Annotated in this window: 14 protein-coding genes; 7 read left to right on the top strand and 7 right to left on the bottom strand. The window is 40.8% G+C overall.

Annotated features, from left to right (window positions below; all coding sequences use genetic code 11):
• Nucleotides 1-75 precede the first annotated feature (75 nt).
• Entirely contained in the window at nt 76-999 is a 924-nt protein-coding gene (locus MB09_RS13380) for an FKBP-type peptidyl-prolyl cis-trans isomerase (protein WP_240484840.1), read from the top strand.
• A gap of 86 nt (nt 1,000-1,085) precedes the next feature.
• Here the strand turns inward: MB09_RS13380 and MB09_RS13375 are convergent, their stop codons facing one another.
• Together MB09_RS13375 and MB09_RS13370 are read right to left on the bottom strand one after the other, a co-directional pair.
• Nucleotides 1,086-2,039, bottom strand: a complete 954-nt coding sequence (locus tag MB09_RS13375; protein ID WP_045081505.1) for a transketolase family protein — start codon at nt 2,037-2,039, stop codon at nt 1,086-1,088.
• Nucleotides 2,040-2,056: 17 nt separating this feature from the next.
• On the bottom strand, nt 2,057-2,902 hold the full coding sequence (locus MB09_RS13370) for a transketolase (protein WP_045081433.1): 846 nt from the start codon (nt 2,900-2,902) through the stop codon (nt 2,057-2,059).
• Nucleotides 2,903-3,209: 307 nt separating this feature from the next.
• Here MB09_RS13370 and tgt point away from each other — a divergent pair, with 307 nt between their 5' ends.
• The 6 genes from tgt (at nt 3,210) to MB09_RS13340 (ending at nt 10,395) form a co-directional block, all read left to right on the top strand.
• Nucleotides 3,210-4,340 (top strand): tRNA guanosine(34) transglycosylase Tgt, encoded by a 1,131-nt coding sequence (gene tgt / locus MB09_RS13365; RefSeq protein WP_045081432.1) that lies wholly within the window; start codon nt 3,210-3,212, stop codon nt 4,338-4,340.
• 1 nt (nt 4,341) lies between these two features.
• The gene (locus MB09_RS13360; RefSeq protein ID WP_045081431.1) at nt 4,342-5,421 is read left to right on the top strand and encodes an LptF/LptG family permease; all 1,080 of its coding nucleotides are present in this window, start codon (nt 4,342-4,344) and stop codon (nt 5,419-5,421) included.
• Complete coding sequence (locus MB09_RS13355; protein WP_045081430.1) at nt 5,408-6,310, top strand: DMT family transporter; 903 nt, start codon at nt 5,408-5,410, stop codon at nt 6,308-6,310. Before MB09_RS13360 ends, MB09_RS13355 begins: the two co-directional genes overlap by 14 nt.
• 51 nt (nt 6,311-6,361) lie before the next feature.
• A complete protein-coding gene (locus tag MB09_RS13350) occupies nt 6,362-7,315 on the top strand; it encodes an acetyl-CoA carboxylase carboxyltransferase subunit alpha (RefSeq protein ID WP_045081429.1) in 954 nt (317 codons plus the stop codon).
• 168 nt (nt 7,316-7,483) lie between these two features.
• The gene (dnaB, locus tag MB09_RS13345; RefSeq protein WP_045081428.1) at nt 7,484-9,037 is read left to right on the top strand and encodes a replicative DNA helicase; all 1,554 of its coding nucleotides are present in this window, start codon (nt 7,484-7,486) and stop codon (nt 9,035-9,037) included.
• Nucleotides 9,038-9,135: 98 nt separating this feature from the next.
• On the top strand, nt 9,136-10,395 hold the full coding sequence (locus MB09_RS13340) for an asparagine synthetase B (RefSeq protein ID WP_084709141.1): 1,260 nt from the start codon (nt 9,136-9,138) through the stop codon (nt 10,393-10,395).
• Nucleotides 10,396-10,429: 34 nt separating this feature from the next.
• On the opposite strand, the gene MB09_RS15630 is transcribed toward MB09_RS13340, so the two are convergent.
• From MB09_RS15630 to thrS, 5 genes are all read right to left on the bottom strand, one after another.
• Nucleotides 10,430-11,377, bottom strand: coding sequence for an OmpA family protein (locus MB09_RS15630; RefSeq protein WP_084709133.1), 948 nt, complete (start codon nt 11,375-11,377; stop codon nt 10,430-10,432).
• Between the two features lie 108 nt (nt 11,378-11,485).
• Nucleotides 11,486-11,830 carry a 50S ribosomal protein L20 gene (gene rplT / locus MB09_RS13325; RefSeq protein WP_045081426.1) on the bottom strand — a complete coding sequence of 115 codons (345 nt, stop codon included), beginning with the start codon at nt 11,828-11,830 and terminating at the stop codon, nt 11,486-11,488.
• 96 nt (nt 11,831-11,926) lie between these two features.
• The gene (gene rpmI, locus MB09_RS13320; RefSeq protein WP_045081425.1) at nt 11,927-12,124 is read right to left on the bottom strand and encodes a 50S ribosomal protein L35; all 198 of its coding nucleotides are present in this window, start codon (nt 12,122-12,124) and stop codon (nt 11,927-11,929) included.
• A gap of 66 nt (nt 12,125-12,190) precedes the next feature.
• Nucleotides 12,191-12,703, bottom strand: coding sequence for a translation initiation factor IF-3 (gene infC, locus MB09_RS13315; RefSeq protein WP_076692462.1), 513 nt, complete (start codon nt 12,701-12,703; stop codon nt 12,191-12,193).
• Nucleotides 12,704-12,761: 58 nt separating this feature from the next.
• The gene (gene thrS / locus MB09_RS13310; protein ID WP_045081423.1) at nt 12,762-14,708 is read right to left on the bottom strand and encodes a threonine--tRNA ligase; all 1,947 of its coding nucleotides are present in this window, start codon (nt 14,706-14,708) and stop codon (nt 12,762-12,764) included.
• Nucleotides 14,709-15,329 lie beyond the last annotated feature (621 nt).

Raw genomic sequence — 15,329 nt, 5'->3', positions numbered from 1 at the left:
TTATAATGCCCAAAACAACGTTAATGTAAGGTGCAAAAATAACGGAAAATTGTATCTTGCGCCCACAAAAAATTAATGATGATAAAAATAAAATACGCCTTTGCGCTTTTAATTGTAATCCTTGCTGTTACGGTTTCCTGTAAAAAAGATGATGATGATGGACCAATAGGACCCCCTCCAAGAGATCGGGGTGAAGAGGCAATTCGCGCCCAAGACTCTATAGAGAAGTTTCTGCAGACGCATTATTATAATTATTGGGAATTTCAATCAGATCCGGATAATTTCAAATTAAGATTTGGTAAGATCGAGACTGAAAATGATACCGTCGTTCCGTTGATTGACCAGGTTGTTTCCAAAGAAGTAAGGGACGTGGTGGATAATAGTGTTGTTTATAAACTATACTACCTAGAGGTTCGTAAAGGCGGTGGCGAAACGCCCCATTTTTCAGATTATACCACCAATACTTATGACGGGAGGCTTATGAATTTGGATTTATTTGATAGTTCAGTTATCCCAGTGCGTTTTAGTTTGGTAGAATCGCCCGGTTCACAAGGCATAATCAGAGGATTGCAACAGGCAATGATTGAATTTAAGGGCGCTTCCAATATTATTTCCAATCCCGATGGAACTCTTACCTTCGAGAACTATGGCATTGGGGCGGTTTTTATACCATCTGGCTTGGCATATTTTAATTTTGGCGCTCCCGGTGGTTTGGACCCTTATGAACAGGTTATTTTTTCGTTTGAATTATTTGAATCTGAAGTTGCGGACCACGATAATGACGGCATACCTTCGTATATGGAAGATATAAATAATCTTGACTACCAATATTTGATGGATGATGATACGGACGGTGACGGTATTCCAAATTATTTAGACGATGATGATGATGGAGATGGCAGATTGACCAAATTTGAAATAGAAATTATTAACGGCGTTCTTACCTTTCCCGACACTAACGGAAACGGAACTCCGGATTATTTGGATCCAACTATTTAGAAATAATACTTTTTAAGTAACATATAAAAAGCCCCGCTTTATTTAAGCGGGGCTTTTTCATTTAAACGCAATATTTAGGCTACGTCTTATTTGCGTGCAATCACCTTCTTTACTGCGTTTACGATAGCGGTGGCGTTTAGACCGTATTTATCCATCAATTGTTCCGGGGTGCCCGATTCGCCGAAGGTGTCATTTGTGGCAATGAATTCTTGCGGGGCAGGATGCTGGGTGGAAAGTAAACGTGCAACACTTTCTCCCAATCCGCCAAGAAAATTGTGCTCTTCAGCTGTAACTACACAACCAGTTCTTTTAACGCTTTTTAAAATCGCTTCATCATCCAAAGGTTTTATGGTGTGAATGTTTATAACATCGGCTGAAATTCCGTTTTCGTTTAAAGTTTCCGCGGCTTGCAAAGCTTCCCAAACTAAATGACCTGTAGCAATAATGGTTACGTCATACCCTTCCTGTAATTGAACTGCTTTTCCTATTTGAAAATTTTGGTCGGCAGGAGTGAAATTTGCAACTTTTGGTCTTCCGAACCGTAAATATACAGGGCCTTCGGAGTCCGCAATTGCAATGGTTGCAGCTTTGGTTTGGTTGTAATCGCAGGTATTGATAACCGTCATTCCCGGAAGCATCTTCATCAACCCGATATCTTCCAGAATTTGGTGCGTTGCTCCATCCTCACCTAAGGTCAATCCCGCGTGCGAGGCACAAATTTTTACATTTTTTCCGCTGTAAGCAACACTTTGACGAATCTGGTCGTAAACTCTTCCCGTAGAAAAATTCGCAAAAGTTCCGGTGAAGGGAATCTTCCCGCCAATGGTCATTCCCGCAGCAATGCCTATCATATTTGCTTCGGCTATACCCACTTGAAAGAAGCGCTCCGGATGGTTATCCTTAAACTCGTCCATTTTAAGCGAACCCGTAAGGTCTGCACAAAGTGCAACCACATCTTTGTTTTTCTTTCCAAGTTCCGTGAGTCCGTCCCCAAAACCTGAACGCGTATCTTTTTTACCTGTATCTGTATATTTTTTCATCTGAACTATTTTCAATTTTAATAATCTCCCAAGGTTACAGGATTCTGTGAAAGCGCTGTTTCCAACTGCTGATCGTTTGGCGCTTTTCCGTGCCAATCGTGGGTGTGCATCATAAAATCAACGCCATTGCCCATTACTGTATGCAACAAAACACAAACGGGTTTACCGTTACCTGTTTTTTCTTTCGCTTTTTTCATACCTGTAACAATGGCTTTTAGGTCATTTCCTTTTTCAATATCCATCACATCCCAGCCGAAAGCTTCAAACTTGGCTTTCAGATTTCCGAGCGGAAGTACATTCTTTGTAGCACCATCAATCTGCTGCCCGTTTAAATCTACGGTTACAATCAAATTGTCCACATTATTTCCGGCGGCATACATTATGGCTTCCCAGTTTTGGCCTTCCTGCAATTCGCCATCGCCGCAAAGAGTGTAAACTATGTGTTTGTCTTTGTTTAGCTTTTTGGTAAGTGCCGCTCCAATAGATACCGAAATGCCCTGTCCCAAAGACCCCGAAGCTACACGTACGCCAGGCAAACCTTCGTGCGTAGTGGGATGTCCCTGCAATCTTGAATTTAAAAGACGGAAGGTGTTCAATTCTTCCACGGGGAAATATCCTGCGCGTGCCAAAACACTGTAAAAAACAGGTGAAATATGTCCGTTTGAAAGGAAAAATAAATCTTCCCCAATACCGTCCATGGTGAAGTTTTCATTTCGTTCCATCAGTTCATTGTATAGTGCAACGAAAAATTCGGTACAGCCAAGAGACCCCCCGGGATGTCCCGAATTTACTTTGTGTACCTGTCGTAAAATATCCCGTCGGACCTGAACCACCAAATCCTCAAGTGCTTTGTAATCTGCCATAATGTGTTTTAATTTTCAGTTTCAAAAGTAAGGTATTCAAAGAGGGGTTCAAAGTTGAAATGTAGGCTTTTATTAACGATTTGAGGGTTTTGTTAACATTGTTGCTGGGTGTTTGGATGTGCGATGATGGATGTTTGAAGCCTGATGCTCGATGACCGAAGCGTGGAGGCGTCAGTAATAAATATTATAACTTTTTAAAATTTGAAGATATTCTTCAGTCACTGAATGTCCCGTAAAATTCATAAATATAAAATCGTAAATCTAAAATCGTAAATCCTATCTTTGCCCCCTCAATAAAAATTGCTGCATGCACTTTAAATTAGAAGCCACAGATTTACAAAGCCAAGCCCGCGCCTCGACAATAACTACAGACCACGGAGTAATCGAAACCCCAATCTTTATGCCTGTGGGCACTGTGGGTACCGTAAAGGGCGTGCATCAGCGGGAGTTGAAGGAAGACATCAACCCAGACATTATTCTTGGGAATACTTATCATTTATACTTGCGGCCACAAACTCCGGTTCTCGAAAAAGCTGGCGGGCTGCATAAATTTATGAATTGGGACCGAAATATATTGACAGATAGTGGCGGCTACCAAGTGTATTCGCTTTCGGCAAATAGAAAAATTAAAGAGGAAGGTGTAAAGTTCAAAAGCCACATTGACGGCAGTTACCACGTTTTCACTCCTGAAAACGTGATGGAGATACAACGCACCATTGGCGCCGATATCATTATGGCTTTTGACGAATGTACCCCGTATCCCTGCGAATACAATTACGCTAAGCGATCGATGCACATGACGCATCGTTGGTTGGATCGCTGCATAAAACATTTGGAGAAAACTCCTTTGAAGTATGATTACGGCCAAACTTTTTTCCCGATTGTTCAAGGTAGTACGTATAAAGATTTAAGAAGACAATCTGCGGAATATATCGCTTCGGTAGGAGCGGAGGGCAATGCCATCGGCGGCCTTTCGGTGGGCGAACCCGCTGATAAAATGTACGAAATGACTGCGGTAGTGACTGAAATTCTTCCAAAGGAAAAACCGCGTTACTTAATGGGCGTGGGTACGCCAGTGAATATTTTGGAAAACATCGCTTTGGGAATTGACATGTTCGACTGCGTAATGCCAACCAGAAACGGTAGAAATGGAATGCTTTTCACTTCCGAAGGGATTATCAACATTAAAAACAAAAAGTGGGAGGCAGATCTTTCGGTAATAGACCCAATGGGCATTACTTGGGTAGATACAGATTATAGCAAAGCATATCTCCGTCATTTATTTACCGTGAACGAAATGTTGGGAAGACAAATTGCAACAATCCACAATCTTGGGTTTTATTTATGGTTGGTTCGTGAGGCGAGAAGACATATATTAGCGGGTGATTTTGCCGAATGGAAAACCGGCATGGTAAAGAAACTGGATCAAAGACTATAACATGCTCAGCATACTGGATAGGTACATATTAAAGAAATACTTAGGGACTTTTTCGCTCCTTTTGCTTCTTTTTATACCTATCGGTATCACCGTCCATCTCGCGGAGAAAATTGATAAGATTCTGGAAAACGAGGTGCCGTTGATGGAGGTCCTCATTTATCTGTACAATTTCACCATTTACTTTGCTAACCTGCTTTTTCCGCTATTTTTGTTTCTTTCGGTAATTTGGTTTACTTCAAAATTGGCAAACAATACCGAAGTAATTGCCTTTTTAAGTAGTGGGGTTTCCTATTATCGTTTTCTTCGACCGTACATAATTGGCGCTACCATAGTTTGCATTGCAGCACTTGTTTTTAGTATGTATTTGGCACCGAAGGCCAGCAAGGGTTTCAATGAATTTTCCTATAATTATTTGAAAAAAGGAAAACAGGACAGGGACCAAAGCAATGTTTACACACAGATAAATGATAACGATTATATTTACGTTAGCTATTTCAACGTAACCGATAAAATAGGCAGCAACTTTACTTTGGAACATTTTGAGGGTAATAAAATGACCTATAAAATTTCCGCAGCGCAAATAAAATATAACGAAAAGGATAGCACCTATTCCCTATTTCATTACAACAAAAGAAAGATAGGAGAGTTCGATGACGTTTTGGAAAGCAAGCCGAAGCTCGATACCGTTTTTTCTTTTGATCTTGAAGACTTAACTCCCGTAACCTACATTGCCGAAACATTGAATTTTACCGAGCTAAACGATTTCATCAAAAAGGAAAAGGCTCGCGGATCTTCATACATTAACCGTTATGAGGTGGTCCGGTACAAACGGTGGAGTTTGCCGGTTTCTGCATATATTCTAACCATAATCGCCGTGGCCGTTTCCTCTGTAAAAAGGCGGGGCGGAATGGGGCTGAACCTAGCCATTGGTATTGGTATCGGGATGGTTTTTGTTTTCTTCGACAAAATTTTCGGCACCATGGCAGAGCAAAGTGATTTTTCGCCCTTCGTAGCCACTTGGTTTCCAAATTTTATTTTCGGAATATTGGCCATCTATCTTTTAAGAAATGCGAAACGATAAGCTCCTCAATTACCTGCACCTTCATTTTATAGTTTTTATTTGGGGGTTTACCGCCGTTTTGGGCGCGTTGATTTCCCTTGAGGCCATTCCGCTGGTTTGGTACCGGATGTTATTGGCTGCAGGTTTCGTCTTTCTTTTTTTGATCTTCAAAAAGGAAAATTTAAGGTTCTCACTTAGAACGCTGGGCAAGTTTTGCTTTGCGGGAATTCTTATTGCCCTGCATTGGCTCACTTTTTTTGGGGCGATCAAAGCTTCAAATGTTTCGGTGACGCTCGCGGTGCTTTCCACGGGAGCATTTTTTGCATCGCTTTTGGAACCTTTGCTTTACGGAAGAAAAATTATTTTATACGAAGTATTGTTCGGACTAATAGTGGTAGTGGGACTTTACATAATTTTCGACGTAGAAGCTTCCTATACCTTGGGCATTATTTTGGCGCTTATTTCAGCATTTTTAAGTGCGCTCTTTTCAGTAATCAATGGAAAATTTGTCTTGCAGCATAAGGCATCGGCAATTTCCTTTTATGAATTGCTCTTTGGGGTTATCGGCATCAGTATTTATCTCGCTTTCGGGGGAAAATTCAACACAGAATTTTTTACTGTTTCGGTCCACGACTGGATTTATCTCATAATTTTGGCTTCGGCCTGTACCGCTTATGCCTTTATTGCTTCCATTCAGGTTATGAAATGGATAAGCCCCTACACGGTAATGCTTACCATAAATATGGAACCCGTGTATGGTATTATTTTGGCACTCATCGTTTTGGGCGATTCTGAAAACATGAGTCCGCAATTTTACTACGGCGCTCTTATAATACTACTTACCGTTATTGCGAATGGAATTATAAAAATAACCCAAGAAAGAAAACGAAGAAGATTGCATAACACCTAAAACAAAATTTTATCTTTGTACACCAACCTTTATAAATAGAAGGAAAAAATTATGGAATATCTTGATTTTGAACTCCCTATAAAAGAATTACAGGAGCAATACACTAAAGCTTGTCTAATTGGCGAGGAAAGTGATGTGGACGTGTCCAATACCTGCAAGCAGATTGAAAAGAAACTGAAAGAAACCAAAAAGGAAATTTACAAAAACCTTACGCCTTGGCAGCGCGTACAGCTTTCCCGCCATCCGGACCGGCCTTACACCATGGACTATATAAATGCCATTTGTGGCGATTCTTTTTTGGAACTGCACGGCGACCGAAACTTTAAGGACGATAAGGCAATGGTAGGCGGCCTTGGAAAAATCGGCGATCAGAGTTATATGTTCGTGGGCCAGCAAAAAGGCTACAATACAAAAACTCGCCAGTTCAGAAATTTTGGAATGGCAAACCCTGAAGGTTACAGAAAAGCTTTGCGATTAATGAAATCTGCTGAAAAATTTAATGTACCTGTGGTATGTTTTGTAGATACACCTGGGGCTTTCCCTGGTTTGGAAGCAGAGGAAAGGGGACAAGGGGAGGCCATTGCCCGTAATATTTTGGAAATGACACGCTTAAAAGTGCCTATTATTGTTGTGATCATTGGGGAGGGAGCAAGTGGAGGCGCTTTGGGAATAGGTGTTGGAGACAAAGTGTTGATGCTTGAAAACACTTGGTACTCCGTAATCTCCCCCGAAAGCTGTTCATCTATACTATGGAGAAGCTGGGAATTTAAGGAACAGGCCGCCGAAGCTCTAAAACTTACGGCGACAGATATGAAAAAACTTAAACTTATCGATGAAATTGTAAAGGAACCTTTGGGTGGTGCCCATAGTGATCGGGAAAAAACTTTTACAACTGTTGCAGGTGCTATCGAGAAGTATTATGCTGACCTAAAAATGTTATCCCCAACCGATTTAGTTAAGAATCGCATGGAAAAATATTTGGAAATGGGCGAGTTCAAAGGTTAAAACGAACAATAGCTTAACTTACCGTAAATCCGAGGTGGAAGCCTCGGATTTTTTTACGGGTTATCAACAATTTTTTGCAGTTTTCAACAGTTCAATTGTTGAAGAATGGTTAATATAGTAAGACAAAAAACAATACATTTCTCTTAACATTTTCTTTACATTCGCTTCATGGAAAAAATCAAACCTCAAACCAGTTTTTCAACCCGCTCTTCGCAGGTCATATCGCTTGAAAAGGGCAAAATACCGCCACAAGCTATTGATTTAGAAGAAGTTGTGCTCGGAGCTTTGATGATTGACAAAAAAGGGGTCGATGAAGTAATAGATATCCTACACCCCGAAGTTTTCTATAAACAAGCACACCAACACATCTTTGAAGCTATTCACGATCTGTTTGAAGATAGCCAACCTGTGGACTTATTAACCGTTTCAACACAACTTAAGAAGCAGGGCAAAATCGAACTCGTTGGCGGAGAGTTTTATTTGATACAATTGACGCAAAAAGTGTCCTCTTCGGCACATATTGAATTCCACGCGCGTATCATTCTTCAAAAATATATTCAGCGAAGTTTGATAAAAATTTCAAACGAAATAATTGAGGATTCCTATAATGAAAGCACCGACGTTTTCGACCTTCTGGATAACGCTGAAGCGAAATTGTACGAAGTAACACAAGGGAACATAAAGCGTTCTTCAGAAACTGCACAGAATCTTGTAATCCAAGCAAAGAAACGGATTGAGGAAATTGCAAATAAAGAGGGGCTTTCCGGAGTGCCATCAGGATTTACGAAAGTGGACAAGCTTACTTCCGGCTGGCAACCGAGTGATTTGATAATCATCGCTGCCCGTCCGGGTATGGGTAAAACAGCCTTGACGCTTTCCATGGCGCGGAATATAGCGGTGGAACACAACATTCCCGTAGCTTTTTTCTCTTTGGAAATGTCTTCGGTGCAACTTATTACCCGTTTGATTTCTTCCGAAACACAATTGAGTTCCGAGAAACTACGTACCGGAAATCTTGAAAAGCACGAGTGGGAACAACTCAACGTGAAAGTAAAAGGGCTTGAAAAAGCGCCACTTTTTATAGATGATACACCTTCGCTTTCCATTTTTGACTTACGCGCCAAAGCGAGAAGGCTTTCATCCCAGCACGGCATCAAACTTATCATTGTAGATTATCTACAATTGATGACCGCTGGCGGAAGCCAAAAAGGGGGGAACCGCGAGCAGGAAATCTCCACTATTTCCCGAAACTTAAAAGCGTTGGCGAAAGAATTGAACATCCCAGTAATCGCACTTTCACAGCTTTCCCGGGCCGTTGAAACCCGTGGCGGCAGCAAGCGTCCGTTGCTTTCCGACCTTCGGGAATCTGGAGCGATTGAGCAGGATGCAGATATCGTTTCCTTCATTTATCGTCCCGAATATTATAAAATTGATGAATGGGACGATGAGGAGCACACGCCAACAGCTGGACAGGCGGAGTTTATTGTTGCAAAGCACCGTAACGGTGGTTTGGATGAAATCCGTTTGAAGTTTATTGGCCATCTCGGTAAGTTTGAAAGCCTCGATACCTTTGATACACCGATGGAAATCCATTCCAGAATGAACGATGCCGCAAATGACGATACTTTTAAAACCAAGAATCTGCCCTCTCCAAACGAAGCTTTTGGAAGTTCGATGAACGATGATTTTTCCATTGACGAGGATAATGATGTGCCGTTTTAAGTAAAATGTCACCTTGGGCGCAGTTGAAAGGCCCTTATTTCGAATTATATTTATTCATATCTAAAACATGGCTTAAAAATTGTCGTTATATTCGCACGATGCAACGTTTTATTTTAGTCATATTCTTAATACTCTTTTCCCTAAAAGCTTCAGCTTCCTACATCCTTATTCCAATGGATGCAGAAAGCCAAAAGGAACATTTAAAAGCCTACGGAATTACGTATTGGGTTTTGGAAAAGCAGCAAAAAGTGAAATGGTTGCTGAATTATCGCGGCGGTTCTTTTTTGATGCCAGATTCTCCCGAAATTCAAAAGGAATGTCAGATTCGTGGAGTTTCTTTTGAAGTGATTTCCGACAGCAAAACCGAACAAATTCTTACTGATATAAGCAGCCCGTCCAAAAATATGGACGCCATTGTTTTGGAGAAAGCGCCCAAAATCGCGGTATATTCCCCAAAAGGAAATCTTCCGTGGGACGATGCCGTGACGATGGTTTTAACCTATGCCGAAATTCCCTATACCGTAATTTACGACGAAGAGGTTATGGGCGACCAACTCATTCTTTACGACTGGCTGCATTTGCACCACGAAGATTTTACGGGCCAGTATGGCAAATTTTACCGAGCCTATCGTTCTGCGCCATGGTATATTGAAGAAAAGGCTAAAGCCGAAGCGTTAGCTGCAAAAATGGGTTACAATAAAGTTTCAGAAGCAAAGCTGGATGTGGCAAAAAAAATACGCGATTATGTTATTGGCGGCGGTTTTATGTTTGCGATGTGTAGCGCTACGGATAGTTTTGACATTGCCCTTTCTGCTGAAGGCGTAGATATTTGCGAACCGATGTTTGACGGCGACCCGAGCGAACCGGGCTATCAAAGCAAAATAGATTACAATAAAACTTTTGCTTTTAAAGATTTTATTCTGGAACGCAGTCCAATGGTCTATGAATTTTCCAGTATTGACATGACCGAAAAGCGCAGGATTGCCAAGGAAAGTGATTATTTTACATTAATGGATTATTCCGCAAAATGGGACCCAATCCCAACGATGCTTAACCAAAATCATACTGCTTTGGTAAAAGGGTTTATGGGGCAAACAACTTCTTTTGACCCTGATGAAATTAAAAGTAATGTTTTAATTATGGGAGAGAACAAAACAAACGGCGAGGCTCGCTATATTCACGGAATAAAAGGAAAAGGTTTCTTTACCTTTTACGGCGGCCACGACCCCGAGGATTACCAGCACAGGGTAGGGGATGCCAAGACTGAACTGGCGCTCCATCCCAATTCTCCGGGCTATCGGCTTATTTTGAACAACGTTTTGTTTCCTGCTGCCAAGAAGAAGAAACAGAAAACCTAAATCTTACAAAGTCCTTATACCTCACACCTCAAACCTATTCCCTGGAAATGCTTTCGTAATAATCCCGCGACGGTAAGACGGTAATTTCCACCCTTCTATTTTGCTGTTTGTTTTCTTCGGAATCATTTGGAACACACGGTTTGCTTTCGCCGTACGGTTTTATCTCGAATTCATATAACGAATCTTCCCCAAAAATTTCAATCAGTCTATTTTTTACTGAAATACATCTATTTTCAGAAAGCAACATATTTGAATTCTCATCGCCATCACTATCGGTGTGGCCTTCCACCAATATGGTTGCCTTATCTACTTTCCGAATAGATTCCGCCAAAGAATCGAGTCCTTGTTTGGCAGTTTCTTTCAAGTCATAATTAGCAACATCAAATAACACATCTGCATTAATCGTAAGTTTTATCACACTATTTATGGCTCCAATAGCATCCAAATCTGCGCCGGCACTTTTGCTTTTGCAAAGGTCTTTTAAATCGGTTATCCGGAGAAAATAGAAAACGGTTTCAGTATCAATACCTTCCTTAATTAAATCAATAGAAGATTTTCCGCCGGCAATTTTTCCCGCATAAATCCAATCCATTCCATTTTCGGAAATCTCAACTTTGGCAGGCTCTTTAGATGGGCCAACTTCAAAAAGATAAAGATCGTCGCCCGGCAGGTTCATAAAACCATTGTCTGTAAATTCTACAGTCAAACTACCGCCGCAACCCAGGGAAACAAAATTTGGAGTTTGGTAATTTTTGTAATTCGGTTCGTGAAGGCATTGTATGCTATCCCTGTATTTTTGAATGGGTGGAGGAGTACCAACTTTATATTCAATCAATTTATCTGCAAAGGAAATTTTTCCTAAAGGAAGATAGATAGATTCATACCTGTCAATTCTGTATAGTTTTCCGGTGCCTTTTTGGGCAAAAATAAAACCTCCCGAAACGAAAAGCATTATAGAGAGAAAAAGTACGGTTCGAGGCATTCGTCTATTTTTAACGAAGATAGTCAAACTTCTTTAGTTGAAGTTTTTGCATAAAAAAACCGCCTCATTTCTGAAGCGGTCTTTAGGCGAAATAATATAGTTAATGTCTTATTTTACTTGTTTTACGATTGCGGCAAAAGCCTCTGGGTGGTTCATCGCCAAATCGGCCAAAACCTTACGGTTAAGCTCGATTCCGCTATTTTTTAAACTTCCCATAAATTGTGAATAAGACATTCCATGCTGTCTTGCGCCCGCGTTGATACGGGTGATCCAAAGGGATCTGAAATTTCTCTTTTTTGCACGACGGTCACGATATGAATAAAGCATCGCTTTGTCCACAGCGTTTTTGGCAACCGTCCATACGTTTTTACGTCTTCCAAAGTAACCTTTGGCTTGTTTAAGAACCTTTTTTCTGCGGGCTCTCTTCGCAACTGAATTTACTGATCTTGGCATAATTTTAATTTTTTTGTAGCAGGCGATCCATCATTGTGAATACTTTTATTGCACTACTCCAGGGTTTAAATAATTGTTTTAACCGGTTAAGCTGTATTACTTCATTCGAAGCATTTGCTTAACATTGCTTTCGTCGGCCTTGTCCACCAACCCGTCATGGGTCAATGCAAGTTTGCGTTTTTTGCTCTTCTTTGTTAAGATGTGGCTTTTAAACGCATGCTTTCTTTTAATCTTACCTGTACCAGTAAGCTTAAAACGCTTCTTGGCACTGGATTTTGTTTTTTGTTTCGGCATGTTTCCTACTTTTTATTTATTACTTCGCTTTATTGTGAACTTCAATTTCTTTTGAAAGATGAAGTATTATTTCTTTTTCGGGGCAATGAACATAATCATTCGCTTGCCTTCCAGTTTTGGCATTTGCTCTACTTTTCCGTATTCCTCAAGATCCCGGGCAAGACGCAAAAGCAAAATTTCGCCTTGGTCTTTGTAGATGATGGAACGTCCTTTAAAGAAAACATACGCTTTTAATTTTGAACCTTCCTGCAAAAATTTTTCGCCGTGTTTCTTTTTGAACTCGTAATCGTGATCATCGGTATTTGGCCCAAACCTGATTTCCTTAATGGTAACCTTGGTCGCTTTGGCCTTTAGCGCCTTTTCACGTTTTTTCTGCTCGTAAACAAACTTTTTATAGTCTATTACTTTGCAAACTGGCGGGTTTGCGTTTGGTGAAATTTCCACGAGATCGAGCTCTTGCTCTTCAGCAATTTCACGCGCTTTTTTTAAAGGATAAACTCCTATTTCAACATTATCACCTACAAGGCGTACTTCTTCCGCACGAATCTTTCCGTTGATTCTGTGTTGATCTTCTTTAATTACCCTTGCAGGGCCTCTACTTCTTTTTCTTCGTATTGCTATGGCTTACTAATTTTAGTTAAACATTAAATTCTTTCGATTCTTCTTTTATTGCTTGTTGAATCAATTCTGAAAAGGCTTTTGGTGTCATTGTGCCTAGATCGCCTTCGCCGTGTTTACGTACAGAAACCGTTCCATCTTTTTCTTCCTGTTCGCCAACAATCAACATATACGGGATTTTGTTCATTTCAGCCTCCCTGATTTTCTTGCCAATTGTCTCGTTCCTATTGTCAACAAGGGCGCGAATTTCGTCATTTTCAAGCAAATTTAAAACTTTTTGTGAGTATTTTTCATATTTTTCACTTAATGATAATATACTCACTTGTTCGGGCATCAACCAAAGCGGAAAATTCCCACCCGTATGTTCCAGTAAAATAGCTACAAAACGTTCCATGCTTCCAAAGGGCGCACGGTGAATCATAACCGGACGGTGGGTATCGTTATCGCTACCTTTGTACTCTAATTCGAAACGTTCCGGAAGATTATAATCTACCTGGATTGTTCCCAATTGCCAGTTTCGTCCAAGTGCATCTTTTACCATAAAATCCAATTTCGGACCATAGAAAGCAGCTTCGCCGTATTCAATTTTATAATCCAACCCTTTTGCTTCGGCGGCATTGATGATTGCTTTTTCGGCTTTTTCCCAATTTTCGAGGCTTCCAATATATTTTTCCGGTTTCTCCGGATCGCGCAATGAAACTTGTGTGTAAAAATTTTCAAAACCTAACGAACCAAAAACGTACAGAACCAAATCAATTACTTTTTTAAACTCATCATCCAATTGGTCCGGAGTACAGAAAATATGTGCGTCATCCTGTGTAAACCCGCGAACACGGGTCAACCCGTGAAGTTCGCCACTTTGTTCGTATCGATAAACGGTACCGAATTCTGCAAAACGCTTTGGCAAATCTTTGTAAGACCACGGCTTGCTATTATAAATTTCGCAGTGGTGTGGGCAGTTCATCGGTTTCAATAAAAACTCTTCGCCCTCACTTGGCGTATGTATTGGCTGAAAACTGTCAGCTCCATATTTAGCATAATGGCCAGAGGTAACATAAAGTTCTTTTTGGCCAATATGGGGCGTAACCACCATTTCGTAGCCGGCCTTTTTCTGGGCCTTCTTTAAGAAGTTCTCGAGTCGCTCGCGAAGTGCCGCTCCTTTTGGCAACCACAATGGAAGTCCTTGCCCCACCTTTTGCGAAAATGTGAAAAGCTCAAGTTCTTTGCCAAGTTTTCTGTGGTCGCGTTGCTTTGCCTGTTCAAGCAATTCAAGAAATTCAGTTAAATCTTTTTGCTTCGGAAAACTGATGCCATAGATGCGTGTAAGCTGTTTGTTCTTTTCATCACCACGCCAATAGGCACCGGCAATGCTCATCAGCTTCACGGCCTTTACGATTCCGGTATTCGGAATATGTCCGCCTCGGCATAAATCAGTAAATGTATCGTGGTCGCAGAAAGTAATTGTTCCGTCTTCCAGATTTTCGATCAATTCTACTTTATATTCGTTGCCTAGTTTTTTATAATAATCCAACGCATCAGCTTTAGAAGATTCGCGGATTGAGAATTCATGTTTTCCGCGAGCTATTTCCAGCATTCTGTCTTCAATCTCTTTTAAGTCCTTTTCAGAAATGGTTTTGTCGCCAAAATCTACATCGTAGTAAAAACCGTTTTCAATGGCTGGGCCAATGGTCAATTTAATTCCCGGGTACAATTGTTCCAGAGCCTGCGCCAGTATATGTGCGGAAGAATGCCAAAAAGCTTTTTTGCCCTCCTCATTATTCCAGGTATAAAGCACCAGGCTTCCGTCTTCAGTTAAAGGGGTGGTGGTCTCAACAGTTGCATCATTAAAGGACGCCGAGATCACGTTTCGCGCAAATCCCTCGCTAATACTTTTGGCCACGTCCATAGGCGTAACCCCTGCATCAAAATGCTTTACACTTCCGTCTGGTAAGGTAATGGCTATCATATACTCAAAAATTTTAGGGTGCAAAGATACTATTAGTTTCGGCGGTGTGCAATAACCACTTTATGGATTGTGATTATTTTTTGGGCGTTCCCCATAACCGTTTTTGCGGTTATGGGGCAGGCTTTCACTACTCGCTTCCCAAGGCGCTAAAACGGCGCCTTGGGAGAGCTCAAACATGCCGTTCAATCCTTAACGCAATAACAAGCCTAAAAATAGTATATATATTAAGGTATAAAAAGCCGTAAATTTATTTTTTTCCTTAAGTAATAGCGTTTCAAACCCTTAGTGATTTACCGGAAAAATATTTCAAAATAATGTATGATTTAATTTGCGGGAACGAAAAAGCGGTCTATATTTGCACCCGCTTAGCAGGACAGATAGAGAAGTCCGGAAAGGCAAAAGCGACGCTCTTAAAAATTTTTGAAATATTTTTTTAAAAAAGTATTGCGGGATTAAAAAAGAGTTGTACATTTGCACCCGCTTAGACAATGAGTGACTACAGAACACGATCTGTCGGCGAGCAAAAGAGAGACAAAAAGTTCATTGAGATATTGAAATTGACAGCGTAGGTCGCCACCTGGAGAGGTGGTCGACCGACAGAGAAAACTAAACTAAGTGAGA

It is taken from the genome of Aequorivita vladivostokensis, assembly GCF_000952855.1.
GTDB classification, from domain to species: Bacteria; Bacteroidota; Bacteroidia; order Flavobacteriales; family Flavobacteriaceae; genus Aequorivita; species Aequorivita vladivostokensis.
This window is presented reverse-complemented; position numbering and strand designations above follow the sequence as displayed.